The sequence below is a fragment of the Streptantibioticus parmotrematis genome, assembly GCF_019890615.1.
Taxonomy (GTDB): Bacteria; Actinomycetota; Actinomycetes; order Streptomycetales; family Streptomycetaceae; genus Streptantibioticus_D; species Streptantibioticus_D parmotrematis.
The window spans coordinates 349,122-368,864 of record NZ_JAINVZ010000001.1 but is presented as its reverse complement, the minus strand read 5'-3'; the positions used below and the strand labels follow the sequence as shown (position 1 = coordinate 368,864).

The following is a 19,743-nucleotide window of genomic DNA, read 5'->3' as shown; positions in this document are numbered from 1 at the left end:
TCCCGGAAGTCCTGCCCAACGGCGGTGGTGCCCAAGCGCCGCGTGGGGTCCTGGTGAAGCGGGCCGACGGCCGATGCCACGGGTAGCCGGGGCGCTTCGCGGGAAACAGCAGTTCGCGGGAACAGCAGGAAGCACGAGCGGGAGAAGGGACGGCATGTGACGGCGAGAAAGGCCGCGAGGGACGAGATCCGGGTGCTGGCGCCCACGGCGATCCTCGGGTACGGCTTCCCCGACGCGTCGTTCGAGGCCGGGGTGGCCCGGCGGCCGCACGTCATCGCCGTGGACGCCGGTTCCACCGACCCCGGCCCGTACTACCTGGGCGCCGGTCGCTCGTTCACCGACCGGAACGCGGTCAGGCGTGACCTCGAGCGGATCCTGGCCGCCGCCCACCGCCTGCGCGTCCCCGTGGTGGTGGGGTCGGCGGGCGGCGCGGGCGCCGAGCCCCACCTGTCCTGGCTGTGCCGGATCACCGAGGAGATCGTCCGCGAGCAAGGCACCGCCCCGCGCGTCGCGGCCATCCCGGCCGATGTCGACAAAGCGACGGTGATCGAGGCGCTGCGGAACGGCAGGATCCGTCCCGTACCCCACGGTCCCGATCTGACGGAGCGAGACGTGCTCGCCAGCACCCACCTCGTCGGGCAGATGGGCGCGGAACCGATCGTGGCCGCCCTGCGCGACGGCGCCGACGTGGTGCTCGCCGGGCGGGCCTACGACCCTGCGGTCTTCGCCGCGCTCCCCCTGCTGCACGGCTTCGATCCGGGCCCGGCCCTGCACATGAGCAAGATCCTGGAGTGCGCCGCGATCGCCACCTCCCCCGGCAGCGGCGGCGACTGCATGCTGGGCACGCTGCGCGCCGACCACTTCGTGGTGGAGCCGCTCAGCCCCGGCCGCCGCTGCACCCCCACCTCGGTGGCGGCGCACACGCTGTACGAGAAGAGCGACCCGGTGCGGCTGCCGGGGCCCGGCGGCTGCCTCCTGCTGGACGACTGCGTGTTCGAGCCGGAGAGCGACCGCGCGGTGCGGGTCAGCGGCTCCCGGCACGTGGAAGAGCCGTACACCGTCAAGCTGGAGGGCGCCCGGCTGCGCGGCCACCGCACGGTGTCGATCGCGGGGGCGCGCGACCCGTTCTTCCTCCGCGAGCTGGACGGGATCGTGAAGGCAGTCCGGGAGCGCACCGCCGACAACTTCCCCGGTGTTCCGGCGGGCTCCTACGAGCTGCTGGTGCGGGTGTACGGCGCCGACGGCTGCATGGGGCCGCTGGAGCCGACCCCGGCGCCGGTGGGCCACGAGGTGGGCATCGTGATCGAGGCGGTGGCGGCCGACCAGGCCCTGGCCGACACCCTGTGCGCGTTCGCCCGCTCCACCATGCTGCACCTGGGCTACCCGGGCCGGGTCTCCACGGCGGGCAACCTCGCCTTCCCGTACTCCCCTTCGGACTTCCACGCGGGCGAGGTCTACGAGTGGAGCGTGTACCACCTGATGGAGGTCGACGATCCGGGCGCGCTCTTCCCGGTCCACTCCTCCACCTGGCCACGGGAAACCGCCGATCCGCAGGGAGTGTCGTGACCGTCCCCGTCCTGGTCCCCGTCGCCGAACTCGCCGACGTCGTCCGCAGCAAGAACGCGGGCCCCTTCGAACTCACCCTGGACATCGTCTTCACCCGGCGCGAGCAGTTCGACCTGGTGGCGCGGGAGCGGGCGATCAGCAGGGAGTGGGTCGCCGAGGCGTACGGCGTGCCGGTGGCCGATGTCGGCGAGCCGGTCTACTACGCCCCGGCCAGGGCGGTGAAGGTCACCCTGCGCAGGCCACTGGTCTCCGGCGCCGTGGGCGATACGGACGTCTACGGCGCCCAGCAGCACGGTCCGCTGCTCGCCCTGAGGCTTCCGGCGGCGCCATGACGCGCGACCGGGCGCGGCGGGCTCTCGACGCCTGCCGTCACTGGCCGGACTCCGGCTCGTCGGTGGCCGGAGGCAGGTCCTCGCCGTGCGCCAGGACGCGCAGGGAGGACACCAGCCCGGTGTCGCGCATGCTGGTCAGCTGCCAGGCCCGGCCGATCCCCAGCAGCAGGTCGGCGACGACGATGTAGCAGAGCACCTCCCCGCCGGTCCGGTCGGACGGGTTGGCCATCAGCAGCACCCCGCCGTACGCCTCGAAGGCCGCGATCACCACCAGCCCGGCGGCGAGGGTGAAGTGCTGACGCCGTCCCCGCTGATGGCGGCCTTCGGTGACGCCGGAGCGCGCGGTGGCGGCGGCGAACGCGACGATGAAGACACTTCCGAGCAGTGCCCAGTAGCCGAGCGAGCCCTGCGGCACCAACGCCACCAGCGACAGCACCAGCGCGTTGGTGAAGACCAGCAGCGCCGCGGACGCGAGGACCCGGAACTCCACCTGCGTCTCGACGCGGTGCGCGCGTTCCGGCGCGACGGTGATGGCCACGAACAGCAGTCCGATCAGCGCGCCGCTCGCGCCGGCGGACGCGGTGAAGAACTCGCGGAACGCCTCAGGGGTCACTTCCGCACCATAACGAACGGTTCGTCCCAGGCTGGTCGGCCACGCTGAGTCACCCCTGGCCAGCGGGGTGTGCCGTCCGTGGCCGCAGGTGTCCTCCGGCCGAAGGACCCGGGACCTTCGGCCCTGTGGCCGCGCCCGGGCGTGCGATGGCATGGGAAGCATCTGGCATGGGATCTCTCAAGGAGGCCTGAGATGGATCGCACCTCCCCCTCGACCGGGGACCCGCACGACGTGATGGCCAGGGCCGGTGGCCACTGGGGCATGATGCTCACGTTCTCGCTGCTGACGCTCGCGGCCGGGGTGCTGGCCGTCGCCTGGCCGGGCCGGACCGTCCATGTCATCGCGGTGCTCTTCGGCATCCAGTTGCTCGTCGTCGCGGGGTACGAGTTCTTCCACGCGTTCGCCACGGACGACACCGGGATCAAGGTGCTGCGGATCCTGATGGCGACCTTCTCGTTGTTCGCCGGGATCCTCGTGCTGCGTCACCCGTTCCAGACCGTCGCGCTGATCGTGCTGGTGCTGGGCGTGCTGTGGACGGCGACCGGGCTGGTCAACATGTTCACCGCGATCAGTGACCGGGAGTCGCCGCACCGGGCCCCGATGATCGTCGGCGGTGTCATCACCTTCATCGCGGGAATCGTCCTGCTGAGCTTCCCCGCGCCGACGGTGTTCGCCGTGGCGATGCTGCTGGGCATCATGCTCATCGTGGTCGGGCTGCTGGGCGCCACCAGCGCCTTCGAGCTGCGGGCCGCCACCCGTGGCCACCGGCCGACCCGGCACCACGCGCACCACGTGCCCGCGGTCTGAGCGGTCCTCGCAGGCCGGACACGGCGACGGGCGGAGGCCTGCGGACCTCCGCCCGTCGCACGCGCTCAAGGACGCGCCACAGGGGCCGCGTCACCGGGAACGCGTCACGGACGCATCTCGTACGCACCCGACAGCGCCTCGACGCGGGACCACACGCGCGCCGAGCGCTCCGGGTCCGCGGCCGGCCGGCGCACCGCGGCGAGCGCCCACGTCTGCTGCGCCTCGGTCGCGGAGTCCTTGCCGTGCAGTTCCACCGCGTGGGCGGAGAAGTCGCGGACCAGGATGCCGAACAGCTCGTCCAGGACGTCCTCGTCGAGGCCGGTCAGCCGGGCCTGCTCCAGCACCAGGTGTCCGTAGACGACGAGCGCGAACAACTGGCCGACCGCGAGCAGCAGGTCGAGGTCCTTGCTCTGCTCCTCGTCAGGTGCCGCCGTGGTGACGAACTCGCAGAGCGCGTCAGCCTGTTGGCGGAAGACGGCGACGTTGGACAGGTGCGCGTGGTCGTCGTAGGCGGTACGCCAGTCGTGGAAGCGCACCGCGCCCAGGCCGCGCGCCGGGCCCTGACGGAACAGGAAGTCGTCGTCGGCCGCGTCGAGGCGACTGGGGACGGCCGGGTACGCGGCCGGGGCCAGCAGGTAGTTGCCCATGAACTTCAGGATCAGGGCCAGGTTGACGTGGACCGTGCCCTCCAGCTTGGGCAGGCCGCGGATCTCGGTCGCCGCCTGCGAGAAGTAGGTGTCCTTCTCGAAGCCCTTGGCGGCGATCACGTCCCACATCAGGTCGATGACCTTCTCGCCCTCGGTGGTCACCTTCATCTTCGTCATGGGATTGAAGAGCAGGTAGCGCCGGTCCTCGGGGCTCGCCGAGCGGAAGTAGTCCACCGAGCGGTCGCTGAACAGCTTCATGCCCACCAGTCGCGCGTACGCGTCCGTCAACTCCCGCCGCACGTGCGGGAACGCGGTCACCCGGCGCCCGTACAGGACCCGGTTGTGGGCGTGCGTGACCGCCTCGTACATGGCGTGCTCGCAGATGCCGACGGAGGCGGTGCACAGGTTGAACTTGCCGACGTTGACCGTGTTGAGCGCGGCGTCGAACGCGGCACGGCCGGTGTGCAGCACGTCCCGCTGCCGGACCGGGTAGTCCTCCAGGCGGAACTCGCTGACGTACTTGGAGGAGTCGACGACGTTCTTGACCAGGTGGTACGCGGGGTGGCGGCTGTCGGCGGCGAAGAAGACATAGCCGTCCGGGCCCTCGACATCGGCGCGACGGCCGAAGACGGAGACCAGGCCCGCCGCGTTGCCGTTGCCTATGTAGTACTTGGAGCCGCTCGCGGTGAAGCCGCCCTCACCGTCGGGGGTGAGCACCATGTCGGTCGAGTAGATGTCGGCGCCGTGGGTGCGCTCCGACAGGCCGAACGCGAACACCTCGCCCTCGTCGAGGAGTTGGGCCGCCCGCTCACGTGCCTCGGCGTTGTCGCTCTGCCAGACCGGGCCGAGGCCGAGGATGGTGACCTGCCACGCGTACCAGTAGTCGAGCCCGTAGAAGCCGAAGATCTCGTTGAGCGCGGCGACGCGTGCGGTGTCCCAGCGCTTGTCGCCGTCGCCACCGGCCTGCGCGGACGGGGTGAGGAAGGTCGCGAAGAGCTTCTCCTTGGCGGAGAAGGCGAGGAAGTCCTCCAGCCAGGCGCGGCTGCGGTAGTCCTCGATCAGCTTGCGCTTGCCGCGCTCCTCGAACCAGTCGACCGTGGCGCGCAGCAGGCGCCGCGTCTCGGGGTCGAAGTGCGCCGGGTCGTAGGTGTGCGGGTTGAACAGCAGGGCGTCGGCCATGTGCGCAGCGCCTTCCTGGGTGAGGGTTCGTCGGGGGTACGGGTACGGGCTTTGAGTGACGGCGCGTCAGCTCTGGGTACGGTCACTCGCCGTGCGGGCGCGGGCGAGGCGCCGCAGGGTGGCGAGCACGTCGTCCAGCCACTCCAGCGTCATCCGCTCGTAGGCGATGCCACCGCGCAGGACGACGTGCTGGAGCTCCTCGCTCTCGGTCGGCTCGCCGCCCTCGGGGAAGTCGCGCCGCTCTCCCGCGAGGTAGCGGGCGAGACGGTCCGCGTGCGCCGTGCGGTGGCGTTCGGTCTCCGCGATCAGGGCGGCCGGATCGCCGTAGGCGGCGCCGCGGATCTTCACCGCGAGGGTGTGCCGTACGGACTCCGGCTCGACCGGCTCCGCCATCCAGGCGGCCAGCGCGGCCCGGCCGGGGGCGGCGACGGAGTGGACCTTCTTGTCGGGCCGCCCGTCCTGCGGGACGTCCTGCGCGTCGATCCACCCGTCGGCCTCCATCCGCTTGAGGACGCGGTAGATCTGCTGGTGGGTCGCGGTCCAGAAGTACCCGATGGACCGGTCGAACCGCCGGGCCAGCTCGTAGCCGGACCCCGGCCGTTCCAGCAGGGAGACGAGGATGGCGTGCTCTAGTGCCATGCCCGCATCCTGGTATGCAACTCGTTGCATAGGCAAGAGCGGCCGGGGCGGATGAGACGGTTGTCACGCCCGCCCCGGCCGCCGGCCGCACCCGGCCCGCCCGGTGCGCCCCCGGTCCCCCTTCGCCCTGGTCAGCCGGTGGGAGCCCCCGGCACCCTGCGGTCGCCGCCGTTGTGCTCCTGCCACAGCCGGTAGACCTCGACCGCTTCCTCGCGCGGCTCGTAGCGCATGGGCAGTCGGCGGTCCTGCCAGCTCTTGGCGAACTCGCCGTAGAAGCTGTCGAAGTCGAAGTACTTGCGGTCGTCCACGTAATGCGGGGCGTAGTCCTCGCGGGCGGTGAGGAAGACCACCTCGTCAGGACTGCAGTAGTACAGCGAGCCCAGGCACATCGGGCAGGGGTGGGCGAGGACGTAGATGGTGGTCCCGACGAGGTGCTCGGTGCCCAGCCGGGTGCACGCCTCGCGGATGGCCAGGATCTCGGCGTGTGCGGTCGGGTCGTTGGTCTGCGCCACCTTGTTGGCGCTCTCCGCGAGCACGGCGCCGTCCTTGACGATGACGGTGGCGAAGGGCCTACCGCCCTCGGTGACGTTCTCGCGGGCGAGGTCGATGGTGCGCTGGACGAAGTCCGTGGCGTTCACGGCGTCCTCCTTGGGGTGAGGTGACGTTGCGTCAGAACGGCTTGGTGGGAAGGTACTTGCCGTCGAGGGTGATCACCGCGCGTTCGCCGCCCTCGGGGTCGGCGACCTTCTTGACGTCCAGCCGGAAGTTGATGGCGCTGATGATGCCGTCGCCGAACTGCTCGTGGACGAGCGCCTTCAGTGTGGTTCCGTAGACCTGGATCATCTCGTGGAAGCGGTAGATCGTCGGGTCCGTGGGAATGCCGCCTGGTATGGAGCCGCGCGTGGGAACCACCTGGAGCAGTCGGGTCTCCTCGTCGTCCAGGCCCAGCAGTTCGCCGACGGCCGCCGCCGCGTCGGCGGGCAGGGCGTGCTGGCCGAGCAGGGCCGCGGTGACGAAGCCGACCGAGAGCCCGGTGGTGTCGGCGATGGACTGCCAGGTCAGGTCCTCGCGGATCTTGACGTCCACGACGCGGTCGGCGAGGGCGGCACGGGCGGCGGGATTGACGTGGGCGTGTGTCATGGGAATCTCCTGAGGGGTGAGGGGTCAGGCCGCGGCCGGAGGTGTGGCGGGCGCGGTCGGGTCGGTGTCGGTGTCGGGCGCCGTCGGGTCGGTGGCGGCGCCGGTCGCGGTCAGGTCGGTGACGGTGCCGGTGGCGATGTCGTAGACCCAGCCGTGCGTGGTGAGCGTGCCGTTCGCCACGGCGCGGGCGACGGACGGATGGGTGGCGAGGTTGGCGAGCTGGGCCCGCACGTTCTCGCGCACCAGGCGGTCCAGCAGGGTGGCGCGGTCCGAGGCGGAAGGTGCCGGTGCCCGGCCGGTCCCGAGTCCTGCGCGGGAGCGGGCCGCGTCCGCGTGGCGGAGCCAGTCCGCGACGGCGGGCACCGCGGTCAGGTCGTGTTCCTCGGCCAGCGCGGTCATCGCGCCGCATCCCGAGTGACCGCAGACCACCAGGTCGCGGACCTCCAGCACGGCGACGGCGTACTCGACGCCCGCCGCCACCGCGTCGGCGCCGGGCGCGTGGGCGGGGACCAGGTTGCCCGCGGATCGCACGACGAACAGCTCGCCCGGTTCGCACTGGGTGATCAGCTCCGGAGGCACCCGGGCGTCGGAGCAGCCGATGAACAGGGTGCTGGGCCGGTGCCGGGTGGCGAGACCGGCGAACAGCTCGGCCTTCGCGGGGAAGACGTCGCGCCGGAAGCGGGCGACGCCCTCGATGAGATGGTGCACGGTCGATCCCTTCGGTGGTGGATGGCGCTGCCGCCGGGCTGACGAAATCCACCATGCACGACCTGGGCCTATAGCGTCCAAGACGCGCTGAGCATGGCAGCCATTGGTGTCATCTATGACATCGGCTAGGGTGGCGGCATGTCCCCGGAACTGCGCCATCTGCGTTACCTGCTCGCTGTCGCGGAACACGGCAGCTTCACCCGCGCGGCCCAGGAGCTGCGCATCTCGCAGCCCACGCTGTCGCAGCAGATCAGGCAGCTGGAACGCGCGGTCGGCGCGCAGCTGCTCGACCGCACCGGGCGCACGGTGCGGCTCACCGACTCCGGAGCCGCCTACGCGCACTACGCACACCGCGCCTTGCGGGAACTCGCCGCCGCCGAACGGGCCGCGGCGGACGTGAAGGACCTCACCCGCGGCACCCTGCGCGTGGCGGTCACCCCCACCTTCACCGGCTACCTCGTCGGCCCGCTGGTCCGCGAGGCGCAGGCCCGGCACCCTGGAATCGCGCTTCAGGTAAGGGAATTGACGCAGGATCACATGGAGGCGCGTCTTCTCGCCGACGAACTGGACCTGGCCGTCGGCTTCGAGGGGGCCCGCCTGGCCGGGGTACGGGCGACCCCGCTGTACACCGAGAGCCTCAGTCTGGTGGTCGGTCCGGGACACGAGGGCCTGCGGCAGGGCCAGGATCCGCTTCTCGTACGGGAGTTGACGTCGAATGACGAGTCGCGGCCGGGTGACGGCTCGACAGGTCATCACCTCGCGCTGCTGAGCACCGACTTCGCCACCCGCCGTCACATCGACGCGTACTTCGCCCGGCACGGGGTGCGGCCGCGTGTGGCCGTCGAGACGGACTCCGTCCAGGCTCTCACGGAGATCGTCCAGCGGACCCCCTTGGCGACCGTGCTGCCCGACGCCGTCACCCACGACCACCCCCGGCTGGTCCCCATACCCCTCGATCCCCCGCTGCCGCCGCGCACCGTCGTGCTGTTGCGACGCGAGAACGCCTACGAGACGGCGGCCGCCGCGGCCTTCCGCACCGTGGTACGCGATGTCGTACGAGAGCGGGGCTACCCGGCGGGGTGACCACGGCACGGCGGCTCTCGCCCCTCGGTCGCCGGGCCCGGGTGCCGTTCGCACGAGAGCCCCGGGTGCCGTCGGCACGAGAGCGTCGCACGATGGGCGTATGGGCAGTGGCGCCGCGCACCGGAGCAGGACCACCGTCGTCAACCTCAAGGGCCATCGCGACGACCCGGACTACGCGGACGTGGTCTACGTCGGCCGCGCGATGCACCGGGGCGGCTGGCACCTGGCGGCGTCCCCGTTCGCCTGCCCGTACCGGCCGGGCCCTGACGGGACCCGCGAGGAGGTGGTCGAGCAGTACCGCGCCTACCTCCTCGATCGGCCGGACCTGCTGGCGCTCCTGCCCGGGCTGCGCGGCCACCGGCTGGGGTGCTGGTGCGCGCCGCTGCCGTGCCACGCGCAGGTCATCGCCGAACTCGCGGACGCAGGAAGGCCGTAGCCGCCGCCCCGTCCCGGCCGGCGGAGCCTAGGGCGGACCGGAACCGTTGAGCCAGAAGGCCCCGTAGAGCGCCGATCCCACCACCAGACAGCACATCACGGCCGTCCGGGTGACCGGACGCACGCGTGCGAGCGCCCCTGCGAGCGGGAGGAGCAGGCCGAACGCGGGGAGCAGCAGCCGGGGTTTCGACCCGAAGTACCCGGCGGTGGTGAGCGCCAGCAGCAGCATGACGCCGGTGTACACCTGGAGCTCCACCGGGTACCGGTCGCGCCACCCCAGCCAGTGGCACCACAACAGCACCGCCACGCCAGCGGCGATGGCGAGCCCCGCGGCCACGCTGCCCGTCGTGAGCAGCCGGACGGTGAACCGCGCGAAGGACAGCCCGCCGTCGATGCCGTTGCCCCAGCCGCGCTGGACGTCCAGGTAGCCGAGCGGCCGCCCGGTCGTGAACGCCACCCACACGACGTAGCCGACGGCACCGGCCGGTGCGAGGATCGCTGCGGCGGTGCGGGCGGCCACGCGGCCCGTACCGCGCCCCGTCCACAGCGCGCCGACGACGACGGCCGCCGCCACGGCCAGCCCGGCGGGCCGGGTGAGCCCTGCGAGGCAGGCCAGGACGGCGGCGACGAGCCAGCGGCGTTCCGTGGCGTGGGCCAAGGCCCAGGCCGCGAGTGCCACGAAGAGCGCCTCGCTGTAGGCCATCGACTCCACGACGCCGACCGGCACCGCCGCCCACAGCACCGCCGTGAGGAAGGCGGCGCGCCCACCCAGCACGCCGTCTGCGACGCGGGAGACGCCCGCGGCGGCGAAGGCGCAGGCCACCGCACTGACCAGCACCCCCGCCACGGCCGGCCCGAGCGCACCGGTGACGTGCGAGAGCGCCCGCTCGAGCCAGGGCAGCAAGGGGAAGAACGACAGGTCGGACAGCACGCGCCCGTCCCCGAGCCGCAACCGGTATCCGTATCCGTACGCGGCGACCCGCGCGTACCACAGGGAATCCCATCGCCCGGCCAGCAGCCGTTGCGGCGCCTGGCCGCCGAACGCCCCGAAGAGGGCCAGCGTCGCCACGCCCAGCAGCCGGACCGCCAGCACACACGCCACCGCGGGCAAGGCCCGGCGCACCGCGCCGCCCGGCCGCTCCAGCCGCACGGCACCCGGCGATCGGACCACCCGCACGTCTCCCACCCGGTGGTCCTTCCTCCGCCTGCCCGCGCACGCACGGGGACGCCGCCGTTATCACCTGTCCGCCGCACAGAGCGCCGCCACGGGAAAGGAGAACGCCTCCAGGACGGCTGTCCTGGAGGCGTGTGCCTCAGGCGGGGTGACGTGGGCCGCGGACGACGGCCACCGGGATCGTGCCCCGGGGCTCGCGGTCCGGAGCGTCAGCGGTCGTCGCCCTTGCCCGACTCGTCCTGCGGATCCACACCGGTGTACGCCGAGGCGTCCTTGGTGCCGCTGGGCCGCTGGGAGCGGCCGCGGGTCCCGGTGTCGCGGTGGCCCTTCTGCCCGGACCGGCGGGCGTGTTCCTCGCCGCTCTTCGTTTGGCTCTCCCCGGTCCTGCTCGACGGCTCGGTGCTCTGCTTGCGGGCCCGCTCCCGTTCCGCGGGGTCCGCGCGCTGCGTCTCGTCGGCGTCCGGCGCGTACTGGTCGGCGTGGAAGGAGCGGTGCGCGCTCGGGTTGTCCTGCTGGCGCTCCGCGTCGACGTCGGGGGACCAGCCGTGCTGGTCGGTGCCCTTGTGCTGGCTCGGGCCCTCGCCGTGCGGGGGATGCGAACGCTTGGGCGTCTTCGACATGAGTGTGTTCCTCCTTCTGAGGGCCCCACGTTTCCCACCCTGCCACTCGCACCGCGCCGTGGCATCCGCCTGTGTCGCCCATTCCGGCCGGACCAGGCGGGGCCTGGCGGTACTCCGGCGGTATTCCGGCGATGGAACGGGGAGAAGTCATCCGGTGTGCGGAAAAGCCGTCGACGAGCGGGAGGTGGCGTGGCGGAACAATCGGTGGGTACGGCGGGGGGTCGCACGGATCGCCGGGGCCGGGCGTCGGCCTGGCTGCGGCGGGCCGTGCGGGTGCCGGGTCACGAGCGGCACACGGTGCTGCTGGTCGGCAAGAGCGTGGTGGCGGCCGCCCTGGCGTGGTTCGTCGCCCACGATGTCCTGCACGCGCGGTCGCCCGCGTTCGCGCCGTTCTCGGCCGTGCTGATCATGAACGTGACGCTGTACGAGTCGCTGCGGCAGGCGGCCCTGTACGTCGGGGCGGTCGCCATCGGGGTGGCCGTGCAGGCCGGCATCGGCTTCGTCGCGGGGCCGCGCCTGCTGGCGTTCGTCCTGCTGGCCGCGATCACCCTCGTCATCGAACGATGGCCCGTCCTGAGGTCGCAACGTGCCCAGGTCTCCACCGCCGCGTTCTTCGCGTTCGCCACCTACGTCACCACGTCGGGGTCGGAGCAGAGGGCGGCGCAGCTGGGCTGGATCGTCGTGCTGGTCCTCCTGGGCTGCGCGCTCGGCGTCGCGATCAACCTGTTCGTCGCACCGCCACTGCGCTACCGAAGTGCCGAGTACGCCATCCAGTCGCTCGCGGCGGCCGTCGACGGCCTGCTGCGCGAGCTCGTACCGGCGCTGCGCGAAGGCCGTCTCGACGGCCAGGAGACGCAGCGGCTGGCTGAACTCGCGCTGCGCGCCGAGGGGTTGATCGCCCAGGCCCGCTCGGCCGTGGAGACCGCGCAGCAAAGCGTGTGGTTGAACCCGCGCCGCTTCCTGCCGCGCCACCGCGCCCGCACGTCGTTCGACCGCTACCGGTCGGTGATCAACGCCCTGGAGCGCGTGACGTATCAACTGTCGTCGCTGGTGCGCGCGCTGCGGCAGTGGGAGGAGCCGGAGAGCCTTCCCTACCGGAACCTGCTGAACCGGTACGCGGACTTCCTCGACGACGTCGACGGCATGATGCGGGTCCTGGCCGAGATCGACGAGGACGCGCTCGCGGCGCAGTCGTCGCGCCTGGTGGACCTGGCCGACCGCGCGGGGGCCGAGCGCCGCCGGGTGGCCGAACAGGCCGACGCCGACCACCTCCCGCTGTCCGATCCCGACCGGCCCTACGGCATCCTCGTGGTCGAGGCCAGCCGGATCATGGAGGAGCTGCGCAACACCTGCGACGCGCTCCTCGCGGCAGCCCGGGCCGACAACAACTAGCGGTTTCGTTCGGATCAGTCGGTCGTCGGTCCGGGTGTGCGGTCGACTGAAAACGCGGTGGGCGCGGATCGAGCCGTTGTTCCCGGTCGGCATCGACTTCCCACGGCTTCGGCCGCGCCATCCCACACCCCCGGATCCCGCTCTCCAAAGCGATCCGGCCACTTCGAGGATCACCTCGTCAGGCGTTCTCAGTCGAGGCTTCCCTCACGGGCTCTGCGTATCAAGAAAGGCAACTGAACGAACAGGCATTTCCATGAGAGCGAGCCCGGTCTCCAGGTAATTCTCCTCCTTCCGTTCAAGGACTTCCATCAAGCCGATTCGGGCCGTTGACGGGCCTCTCCGTCCGGGTCCTACAGTCCCTGTCGTCCGCTCACCCCGTGGCGCACCACACGTCTCGTGAGAAGTGTGCGCAGGACGGAAGGAAACCATGACGAACACCCGACGTCACGCCGCGCTCGCCGCATTCGCCGCGGCCGGCTGCCTCCTGACGGCCGCTCCGGCGTACGCCATCATCGGCGGTTCCTCGGTCAACAGCATCTCCGACGCTCCGTGGGCGGCACAGATCCGCTTCAACGGAGGCGACAGCCACTGCTCCGGCGCGCTCATCGCCCCGCAGTGGGTGCTCACCGCCGGCCACTGCAAGGCCAGCGACGACTACGTGCTGCTCGGCAGCGTCACCAAGGGCAAAGGCACGCAGATCAGCACCGACAAGCAGCTACAGCCGAACGGCGAGGACATCCTGCTCCTGCATCTCACCAAGCCCTACAACACCACCTACGCCAAGTACGGTTCGTCGTCCGACCGCCCGGCCGACGGCAAGTCCGTCACCGCATACGGCTACGGCGACACCGACAACAACGGCAGCAAGTCGACGACCCTCAAGACCTGCACGATGAACGTGAAGGACGACAACGCGAGCGACGATGCCAACGGCCACGTCATCCAGCTGACCAAGGGCTCCGGAATCTCCTCCAAGGGCGACTCCGGCGGCCCCGCCTTCTACGGCGGCGTGATTGTCGGCACCGACAGCCGGGGCACCGACACGGTGAAGGACTACTCGGACATCACGGCTTACCACAGCTGGATCGCGCAGACCATCGGCTCCTGACCTCAGCCGCGTTCGACCGGTGACCGGGGACCGCTGGAACGGGAGCGGTTCCCGGACACCGCGAACACAGCTGCCGGGCACCACGGCCCAGCGACCACTCCCCTGGTTCGCTGGGCCGCCCCGTTCCTTGCACCCCGAGCCGGACGGCGCCGCGATCCGTCCTGCCACCCGACCCCGATCGGCCTGGTCCAGATCCCGTGCACCGAACGCAACGGCATGGCCGCCGCCAAGGCCGTCACCGCCGCCAGGATGTCCCTGTTTCTGGTGTGTGAGGAAGCTGCTGAAGCCGTCGCCCGCGCGAAGGCCGAGTAGCCGCCCGCCGTCGCCCGCGTGGAGGCCGGGACCGTCGCCACGACGGAGGCCGACGAGGGTCCGGCAGGACCGTGTTTTCAGTCCCAGTCCCACCGGATTCCGTACATTCCCGCGTCCGGAGCGGACAGCGCGAGGTGGGCGCTGTTGCTGGTGCCGATCCAGAGGGAGCCCAGGCTCCGTTCCGGGGTCTCGCGGCGCGGCGAATAGAAGCCCTCGCAGCGCGCCGGAATGGCCTTCTGGTCGAACTCGACCTCCAGCACCAGCACGGCGGCGGGCCGGTAGAGCGAATGCCGTATGTACGGCCGTGTGCTCGGCTCCGGCACGGTGCTGTAGGAGATGTATTCCATCGTCGCCGTCTCCCCGGCATTGAGCATGCGGTCGAGAATGAACTCCGCCACGGAGTAGCCCGTTTCAGGGTCGGTGCGAATGCGGCCCAGTCGGACGGTGTTGACGGTCTCGAAATGCATCGTGAGGCCCTCCGTGTGCGCGACGGCGATGACCCGGTCGACCCCGTCGGACTCGGCCCGCACCACCTTGCGGATCCGGGTCTCGGCGAGGGTCCGGTCGGCGAGGACGCGCTTGTGCAGATGCGCGTAGACCGTCGAGACCGTCCACAGCGAACGCAGTGCGTCCTTCTCCAGATCGCTCAACGTCCTGTTGAGATGCGAGGAGTTGGACCACAGCGCTCCGGTGGGCAGCGGCGTGGACGGCGCGGCCCACCGGCCGCGGGAGCGGCGCGGGCCGAGCAGGGTCATCAGAGTGTTGGGGGGCAGGTTCAGGATCTCCTCCAGCAGACCGACCGCCCGGAGCGAGTCGGTGCGCTCCGGGCGGTTGCTGCCGCGCTGCCAGTAACTCAGGGCCGTCGCACTGACGTTGACTCCTCGCTCCGCGAGCTTGCTGCTGATGCGGTTGAGGCTGAGCCCGCTGTCTTCAATCGCTGTCCGCAATGCGTCGCTGAACAGTCCGGTGTGCAGGTTTCGTTCGATCTCGGAATAGGGACGACGTCTCTCAGGCATGGTGGAGAGCGCTTCCTGGTGTTCGCGTTCACTTGCAGCGGTAGCCATGGTGATGTGGTGCGTGAGGATGTGGGGGCTTGATGGTGGAGCCGTCGTCCGACGCCTGTCAAGAGTGATAACTGAACGAAAAGGCCATTGAACACATCGAACCGGTCTCACTGGGCGGACCGTCCCCGTCTTCAAGGGAGTCAACCCCCGTGATTCCAGGGCTTGACCGCCTTGTCCGCAAGGCCGCTACATTCTGTCGCAGCCGGCCGGGGCAAGGTCGGGAGAGGGGGTCCCGGGACTCGGATGCCCCGTCCGGCCTCACTCTCCCTCACGATGTGTTGAAATTTGGAGGACCCATGTCGGCGCGGCGCAAAGCGACCACTGTGGCATTGCTGGGTTGCCTACTCCTGAGTACGGTCCAGGAGGCGTACGCGGCGGACTCCGTGCGGAATGCTCCCGCCTCCGGCAGCCAGAACGTGACCGAACAGACCTGGCTGTCCGACGTCCAGAAGGTGGCGAACCAGGCGCAGTCCTGGCTTCAGCAACGCCTGGCGAACGTCACCCCCGGCGAGCGTCCGGCGATCGTGCTCGACATCGACAACACGGCGTTGGCGACGCACTTCGACCCCGGAAAACCCGTGCAGGCGATACTGCGAATCGCGCAGTACGCGGAACAGCACCACGCCGCTGTGTTGTTCGCCTCCTATCGGCAGCAGGATTCGTACCATTCCACACTCGGCCAGTTGCAGAACGCCGGATATCCGGTGGACGGGCTCTGCCTTCGGCCCGACGGCAGCTCGGAAGGCAAGGCCCAGGTGAAGCTCGACTGCCGGATCAACTACGAGAAAGAGGGCTACACCCTCACCGCGAACATCGGGAACCAGGACACCGACTTCCAGGGAGGCCACTACGAGAAGGCCTTCAAGCTGCCGGACTACAACGGCCTGCTCAGCTGATCCACCGGCTCGTCCCTGTCGGTTCCCGCTTCCCCCCTCCCCGTTGGCGGACAGCATCGGTCGACGACACGAGGAGTTCGCCGAGGAATCCGCTCACCTCCACGAAGGACGGACGCAGTGCCCGTGCTCCGAAGAACGGCATCCCCGCTCACCCGCAAGCTCCGCCCGCGCACGGCCATAGGCCTGGCCGTGCTGGCTGTGCTGGCCGTCGCCCTCACACCCGTGAACGCCTCCGCCACCCCGCGACGCGCCTGCGCCGAGCTGCCCCGGTCCCCCGCCTGGTACGGCGACAACCGGGCGCGCCTCCAGCAGGTCATCGACGCGTACGCGCCCTGCGGACCCTCCACCCCCTCAACTCTGGCCGACCGCAGCGCCCTTGACGGCAAGGCCCCGGTGGCCGTCTTCGACTGGGACAACACCGTCGTCAAGAACGACGTGGGCGACGCACTCTTCTACTGGATCCTGCGCAACGACAAGGTGCTGCGCCCAGCCGACTGGTCGTCCCTGAACCGCTACCTGACCCCGGCCGCGGCCAACGCCCTCGACAGCGCCTGCGACGCATCCGCCGCCGTGGGATCGCCCCTGCCGACGGCCGCCGACACGGCCTGCGCCGATGAGATCTACGCCGTCTACCACGGCACGTCCACCACCGGAGCGACCGCCTTCGCGGGGTACGACCACCGGCTGATGTCGCCGGGTTCGGCCTGGGTCGCCGAACTCCTCACCGGGCACACCCCGGCCCAGATCGCCTCGTACGCCGAACGCGCCAGGACCCAGAACCTCGCCGCGCCGATCGGTACCACCCAGCAGGTCGGCAGCCATCAGGTCACCGGCTGGGTGCGCTACTACGTCCAGCAGCGCGACCTCATCCACACCCTCGTACGCGACGGCTACGCGGTATGGGTGGCCAGCGCCTCCCCGCAGATCGACGTCCAGGTGTGGGCGGCCGGCCTCGGCATCCCGCCCGGCCGTGTGATCGGCATCCAGAATCTGTACGCGCACGGCCGCCAGACCCCGCACCTGCGTGGCTGCGGCGGCGTCCCGGACGGCGCGGACTCGGTGCTGACCTATGTCAACGGCAAACGGTGCTTCGTCAACCAGGACGTCTTCGGCATCCGCGGCGCGGCGGCTTTTCAGCCCGCGCCGGCCGGCGAGCACGCCGTGCTGGCGGCCGGCGACTCCTCGACCGACGTGGTGTTCGTCGGCGACGCGATCGGTGTCCACCTGGCCATCAACCGCAACATCACCGAGCTGATGTGCCACGCGTACGACGACGCCGACGGCAAGTGGCTCATCAACCCGATGTTCATCCAGCCGCTTCCGCAACGCACGACGCCCTACCCCTGCGCGACGACCGGATACACCAACCCGGACGGCAGCCTCGGTCCGGTGCGGCGCGACGACGGCAGCATCATCCCGGACCAGGACGACACGGTCTTCTGAACCCGCGCGCCCGAGCACACCGAAGCGGTCATACCCGAGGAGCACAGCGAAAGCACGTCGGCTCGGCACCGCGCGACCTCGACCAGCTCAAGGCGCAGAGCAACGCCTGGGCAGAGCCGTCCGGTTCACCGGTCGGGGCCCCATTTCGCGGGCCCCGACCGTGTGCTGGTGGGCCCGCACGATCGTGGAGTCCACCGAGATCGCCCAGTTGAGGGTCTCCTCCGCGTGGGCCAGGGCCAGCGGCGTGGTGAAGACCTGTTCCCAGGTGCCGTCGGTCGGCGACCGTGTCGATCACCTCACGAGAGTCCCGCCACCGGACACCCCGCTTCGGGGTGCCGTCCGGGAGCAACGGGCTCGATCCGCGCCCACCGCGCTTTCAGTCAACGGCACGCCCGGACCCGCCGTCCCCGCTACGCCCCGCCGAAGAGGCGGGCCAGCAACTTGAAGGGGGCGGAGACGACGGCGGCGATCGCACTTCCCACGGCTGCCAGCGCGTCCGCGATGGGTTGCAGCATGAGCTCCTCCAGCCTGTGCGTCGGATATGTCCGTCCGTCCATTGTCGCGCTGTCCCTCAGGGGCGGGTCCGGTGAACCGGCATGGTGCCACGCGCGCGGCGTGTGGCGTGTGGCGTGTGCGATGTCGAGTGGCTCCGGTGACCTCGTGCGGGCCGTGCGGTCTCCCGGACGACCCGGGGTCATCACTCGTCGTCGTTGCGTGGCGGTCCGTCCGGAACGCCCGCTCACTTGACGGCGTATTGAGCCAAGACCTCTCCCTCCGGTGCATACGTTCGATCCCAGGGGGCAGGCGGCCACCAGCTCAGAATTGCCGGACGACACTGATTGACCATTCCATTGACCGAACGGACGGATACGGCATGACCACCAAGCAGCAGGACAAGGGCGCGGGAGAAGACGGAGATCGTCCCGCACGCCGCGTCACGCTCCCCCAGGTCATGCGTGGGGCCGCGAAACAGCTGGGTGAGCTGCTGGGATGCGACGCGGTCTCCGTGTCGTCGGTGAAGTCCACCCGGGACGGATGGGTGGCGGACGTGGAGATCGTCGAGGTCGAGCGCATCCCGGAAACGACGAGCGTGATGGCCTCTTACCACGTCCAGTTGGACGAGGACGGCGAGATCACCGGATACGAACGCACTCGGCGTTACACCCGCGGGCAGATCGACCAGCACTGACACGGTCGGCCGTAGCCGCCGACAGGACCCGGGCGCACATGCCGCCCCGGACCGTCACCGGCGTCGGCCGGTACGGGGCGCCGTGCCGTCGGCCCGAACAGAGTGTCGGCATGCCGCCGCACCACGTGGCGCATGCCGCTCGGCCTGCCCTGGCTCCGCAGGCACAACGGCACATGGAAAGCCCGTCCAGCAAAAAGGCCCATAACCCAGGAAGGATGAACTCATCGTGAGCGTAGTTCCGCAAACGAGTTCCGCCTCCGGCGGAAGCGGCTCGGGAAATCTCTACGACGTACTCGAACTGATCCTGGACCGGGGTCTGGTGATCGACGCGTTCGTGCGGGTCTCCCTTGTCGGCATCGAAATCCTCAAGATCGACGTGCGTGTGGTCGTCGCGAGCGTCGACACCTATCTGCGCTTCGCCGAGGCCTGCAACCGCCTCGACCTGGAGAGCGGCCGCAAGGCGCCCACGCAGCTGACCGACATCGTCGGCGACACCGTGGAGAGCGGCGCCAAGGGCAAGTCGAAAGGAGCGCTGACCGGCGCGGTCGAGGCGCTCAGCGAATCGCTCCAGGGGGGCGGCGACGAGGAACGCCAGCGTCAGCCGCGCAAGAGCACGTCGAGCCGTCGCACCAGCCGCAGTAAGGAGGACTGACCCGTGTCGATCTATGTGTACGCGATCGTCGACACCGACCACCCCCTGCGGCTCGACGGCCTCAAGGGCGTCGGGGATCCCGGCGGCGCGCTGCGCGCGGTGGAGGCCGGGGACCTGCGGGCCGTCGTGAGCGACGCGCCACCCGAGCTGCGGGCCAAGCGCCGCGACCTGGCCGCGCACCAGAGCGTGCTGGAGCGGCTCCTGGAGGACGGCGCGGTGCTGCCGATGCGCTTCGGGCTGATCGGCGCCGACGACGAGCAGGTGGTCTCCGTCCTGGAGGCGAACGCCACGTCCTACGCCGAGCGACTGGGCGAGGTCGACGGACGCGTCGAGTACAACCTCAAGGTCTCGCGCGACGAGGACGACCTGCTGCGGGAGATCGTCGACGGCTCGGAGGACGTGCGCCGGCTGAACGAGTTCACCCGTGCCAATCCCACCGCTCAGGACCAGAAGATGGCGCTCGGCGAGCTGCTGTCGAAGGAGGTGCGGACCCGGGAGGAGCAGGAGGCCAGGGACGTCGTCGAGCGGCTGTCCGACGCCGCTGACGGCCATGCCGTGAGTGACCCCGTGGAGTCCGCGTTCCTCAACGTGTCCTTCCTGGTCAAGCGCGAGCGCGCCGACGCGTTCTCGCGGGCGGTGACCGAAGAGGCGAACCGGCGCGGCGACGCCTACGCGTTCCGGCTGCGCGGGCCGCTTCCCCCGTACAGCTTCGTCTGAACGATCCCGGCCGGACGGGCCGGGGCG

General features: G+C 70.6%; 22 protein-coding genes and 1 pseudogene. 13 read left to right on the top strand and 10 right to left on the bottom strand.

Annotation, left to right across the window (positions count from 1 at the left end):
- Nucleotides 1–156 precede the first annotated feature (156 nt).
- Both K7472_RS01755 and K7472_RS01750 read left to right on the top strand, forming a co-directional pair.
- Nucleotides 157–1,566, top strand: coding sequence for an acyclic terpene utilization AtuA family protein (locus K7472_RS01755; RefSeq protein ID WP_222973226.1), 1,410 nt, complete (start codon nucleotides 157–159; stop codon nucleotides 1,564–1,566).
- Nucleotides 1,563–1,898 (top strand): DUF4387 domain-containing protein, encoded by a 336-nt coding sequence (locus K7472_RS01750; RefSeq protein ID WP_222973225.1) that lies wholly within the window; start codon nucleotides 1,563–1,565, stop codon nucleotides 1,896–1,898. The genes K7472_RS01755 and K7472_RS01750 overlap by 4 nt, the downstream gene beginning before the upstream one ends.
- Before the next feature lie 37 nt (nucleotides 1,899–1,935).
- Here the strand turns inward: K7472_RS01750 and K7472_RS01745 are convergent, their stop codons facing one another.
- A complete protein-coding gene (locus K7472_RS01745) occupies nucleotides 1,936–2,511 on the bottom strand; it encodes a hypothetical protein (protein ID WP_222973223.1) in 576 nt (191 codons plus the stop codon).
- 192 nt (nucleotides 2,512–2,703) lie between these two features.
- On the opposite strand from K7472_RS01745, the gene K7472_RS01740 reads away from it, so the two are divergent.
- On the top strand, nucleotides 2,704–3,318 hold the full coding sequence (locus K7472_RS01740) for an HdeD family acid-resistance protein (protein ID WP_222973221.1): 615 nt from the start codon (nucleotides 2,704–2,706) through the stop codon (nucleotides 3,316–3,318).
- Nucleotides 3,319–3,422: 104 nt separating this feature from the next.
- Here K7472_RS01740 and K7472_RS01735 read toward each other — a convergent pair whose 3' ends face one another.
- The 5 genes from K7472_RS01735 to K7472_RS01715 all read right to left on the bottom strand — a co-directional run bounded on the left by K7472_RS01735 (nucleotide 3,423) and on the right by K7472_RS01715 (nucleotide 7,631).
- The gene (locus tag K7472_RS01735) at nucleotides 3,423–5,144 is read right to left on the bottom strand and encodes an acyl-CoA dehydrogenase family protein (protein WP_222973219.1); all 1,722 of its coding nucleotides are present in this window, start codon (nucleotides 5,142–5,144) and stop codon (nucleotides 3,423–3,425) included.
- Nucleotides 5,145–5,210: 66 nt separating this feature from the next.
- A complete protein-coding gene (locus K7472_RS01730) occupies nucleotides 5,211–5,783 on the bottom strand; it encodes a PadR family transcriptional regulator (protein ID WP_222973217.1) in 573 nt (190 codons plus the stop codon).
- Between the two features lie 131 nt (nucleotides 5,784–5,914).
- Nucleotides 5,915–6,421 carry a nucleoside deaminase gene (locus K7472_RS01725; RefSeq protein WP_222973215.1) on the bottom strand — a complete coding sequence of 169 codons (507 nt, stop codon included), beginning with the start codon at nucleotides 6,419–6,421 and terminating at the stop codon, nucleotides 5,915–5,917.
- Between the two features lie 31 nt (nucleotides 6,422–6,452).
- Nucleotides 6,453–6,923 carry a cyanase gene (gene cynS / locus K7472_RS01720; RefSeq protein WP_222973213.1) on the bottom strand — a complete coding sequence of 157 codons (471 nt, stop codon included), beginning with the start codon at nucleotides 6,921–6,923 and terminating at the stop codon, nucleotides 6,453–6,455.
- A gap of 24 nt (nucleotides 6,924–6,947) precedes the next feature.
- A complete protein-coding gene (locus K7472_RS01715) occupies nucleotides 6,948–7,631 on the bottom strand; it encodes a carbonic anhydrase (protein ID WP_222973212.1) in 684 nt (227 codons plus the stop codon).
- 138 nt (nucleotides 7,632–7,769) lie between these two features.
- Here K7472_RS01715 and cynR point away from each other — a divergent pair, with 138 nt between their 5' ends.
- Nucleotides 7,770–8,714 carry a transcriptional regulator CynR gene (cynR, locus tag K7472_RS01710; protein WP_222973211.1) on the top strand — a complete coding sequence of 315 codons (945 nt, stop codon included), beginning with the start codon at nucleotides 7,770–7,772 and terminating at the stop codon, nucleotides 8,712–8,714.
- A 100-nt stretch (nucleotides 8,715–8,814) separates the two neighbouring features.
- Complete coding sequence (locus tag K7472_RS01705; protein ID WP_222973210.1) at nucleotides 8,815–9,150, top strand: DUF4326 domain-containing protein; 336 nt, start codon at nucleotides 8,815–8,817, stop codon at nucleotides 9,148–9,150.
- A gap of 27 nt (nucleotides 9,151–9,177) precedes the next feature.
- Here K7472_RS01705 and K7472_RS01700 read toward each other — a convergent pair whose 3' ends face one another.
- Both K7472_RS01700 and K7472_RS01695 read right to left on the bottom strand, forming a co-directional pair.
- Nucleotides 9,178–10,335: a putative hexosyltransferase gene (locus K7472_RS01700; RefSeq protein WP_308013723.1), complete on the bottom strand. Its 1,158-nt coding sequence runs from the start codon at nucleotides 10,333–10,335 to the stop codon at nucleotides 9,178–9,180.
- 197 nt (nucleotides 10,336–10,532) lie between these two features.
- The gene (locus tag K7472_RS01695; RefSeq protein WP_222973209.1) at nucleotides 10,533–10,943 is read right to left on the bottom strand and encodes a hypothetical protein; all 411 of its coding nucleotides are present in this window, start codon (nucleotides 10,941–10,943) and stop codon (nucleotides 10,533–10,535) included.
- A gap of 189 nt (nucleotides 10,944–11,132) precedes the next feature.
- Here K7472_RS01695 and K7472_RS01690 point away from each other — a divergent pair, with 189 nt between their 5' ends.
- The 3 genes and pseudogenes from K7472_RS01690 to K7472_RS01680 form a co-directional block, all read left to right on the top strand.
- A complete protein-coding gene (locus tag K7472_RS01690; RefSeq protein ID WP_308013722.1) occupies nucleotides 11,133–12,335 on the top strand; it encodes an FUSC family protein in 1,203 nt (400 codons plus the stop codon).
- 427 nt (nucleotides 12,336–12,762) lie between these two features.
- Nucleotides 12,763–13,443, top strand: coding sequence for a S1 family peptidase (locus K7472_RS01685; protein WP_222973207.1), 681 nt, complete (start codon nucleotides 12,763–12,765; stop codon nucleotides 13,441–13,443).
- Between the two features lie 168 nt (nucleotides 13,444–13,611).
- Nucleotides 13,612–13,701: pseudogene (locus tag K7472_RS01680) on the top strand (L-serine ammonia-lyase, iron-sulfur-dependent, subunit alpha); the annotation flags it as partial.
- A gap of 131 nt (nucleotides 13,702–13,832) precedes the next feature.
- Here the strand turns inward: K7472_RS01680 and K7472_RS01675 are convergent.
- Nucleotides 13,833–14,819, bottom strand: coding sequence for a DISARM anti-phage system protein DrmE domain-containing protein (locus K7472_RS01675; RefSeq protein WP_222973205.1), 987 nt, complete (start codon nucleotides 14,817–14,819; stop codon nucleotides 13,833–13,835).
- 416 nt (nucleotides 14,820–15,235) lie between these two features.
- Between K7472_RS01675 and K7472_RS01670 the strand changes: the two genes are divergently transcribed.
- The gene (locus K7472_RS01670) at nucleotides 15,236–15,715 is read left to right on the top strand and encodes an HAD family acid phosphatase (RefSeq protein WP_308013721.1); all 480 of its coding nucleotides are present in this window, start codon (nucleotides 15,236–15,238) and stop codon (nucleotides 15,713–15,715) included.
- Nucleotides 15,716–15,838: 123 nt separating this feature from the next.
- Nucleotides 15,839–17,158 (top strand): HAD family hydrolase, encoded by a 1,320-nt coding sequence (locus K7472_RS01665; RefSeq protein ID WP_222973200.1) that lies wholly within the window; start codon nucleotides 15,839–15,841, stop codon nucleotides 17,156–17,158.
- A 410-nt stretch (nucleotides 17,159–17,568) separates the two neighbouring features.
- Here K7472_RS01665 and K7472_RS32385 read toward each other — a convergent pair whose 3' ends face one another.
- Entirely contained in the window at nucleotides 17,569–17,673 is a 105-nt protein-coding gene (locus tag K7472_RS32385) for an LPFR motif small protein (RefSeq protein WP_252394913.1), read from the bottom strand.
- A gap of 359 nt (nucleotides 17,674–18,032) precedes the next feature.
- Here K7472_RS32385 and K7472_RS01660 point away from each other — a divergent pair, with 359 nt between their 5' ends.
- From K7472_RS01660 to K7472_RS01650, 3 genes are all read left to right on the top strand, one after another.
- Nucleotides 18,033–18,347: a gas vesicle protein GvpO gene (locus tag K7472_RS01660; RefSeq protein WP_222973198.1), complete on the top strand. Its 315-nt coding sequence runs from the start codon at nucleotides 18,033–18,035 to the stop codon at nucleotides 18,345–18,347.
- 226 nt (nucleotides 18,348–18,573) lie between these two features.
- On the top strand, nucleotides 18,574–18,999 hold the full coding sequence (locus K7472_RS01655; RefSeq protein ID WP_222973196.1) for a gas vesicle structural protein GvpA: 426 nt from the start codon (nucleotides 18,574–18,576) through the stop codon (nucleotides 18,997–18,999).
- A gap of 3 nt (nucleotides 19,000–19,002) precedes the next feature.
- Nucleotides 19,003–19,716: a GvpL/GvpF family gas vesicle protein gene (locus K7472_RS01650; protein WP_222973194.1), complete on the top strand. Its 714-nt coding sequence runs from the start codon at nucleotides 19,003–19,005 to the stop codon at nucleotides 19,714–19,716.
- The last annotated feature ends 27 nt before the right edge of the window (nucleotides 19,717–19,743 follow it).

Coding starts and splice junctions, on each gene's coding strand:
- K7472_RS01740 (WP_222973221.1), top strand. CDS start 2,704: ATGGATCGCACCTCCCCCTCGACCGGGGACCCGCACGACGTGATGGCC.
- K7472_RS01735 (WP_222973219.1), bottom strand. CDS start 5,144: ATGGCCGACGCCCTGCTGTTCAACCCGCACACCTACGACCCGGCGCAC.
- K7472_RS01730 (WP_222973217.1), bottom strand. CDS start 5,783: ATGGCACTAGAGCACGCCATCCTCGTCTCCCTGCTGGAACGGCCGGGG.
- cynS (WP_222973213.1), bottom strand. CDS start 6,923: ATGACACACGCCCACGTCAATCCCGCCGCCCGTGCCGCCCTCGCCGAC.
- cynR (WP_222973211.1), top strand. CDS start 7,770: ATGTCCCCGGAACTGCGCCATCTGCGTTACCTGCTCGCTGTCGCGGAA.
- K7472_RS01705 (WP_222973210.1), top strand. CDS start 8,815: ATGGGCAGTGGCGCCGCGCACCGGAGCAGGACCACCGTCGTCAACCTC.
- K7472_RS01695 (WP_222973209.1), bottom strand. CDS start 10,943: ATGTCGAAGACGCCCAAGCGTTCGCATCCCCCGCACGGCGAGGGCCCG.
- K7472_RS01685 (WP_222973207.1), top strand. CDS start 12,763: ATGACGAACACCCGACGTCACGCCGCGCTCGCCGCATTCGCCGCGGCC.
- K7472_RS01675 (WP_222973205.1), bottom strand. CDS start 14,819: ATGGCTACCGCTGCAAGTGAACGCGAACACCAGGAAGCGCTCTCCACC.
- K7472_RS32385 (WP_252394913.1), bottom strand. CDS start 17,673: ATGCTGCAACCCATCGCGGACGCGCTGGCAGCCGTGGGAAGTGCGATC.
- K7472_RS01660 (WP_222973198.1), top strand. CDS start 18,033: ATGACCACCAAGCAGCAGGACAAGGGCGCGGGAGAAGACGGAGATCGT.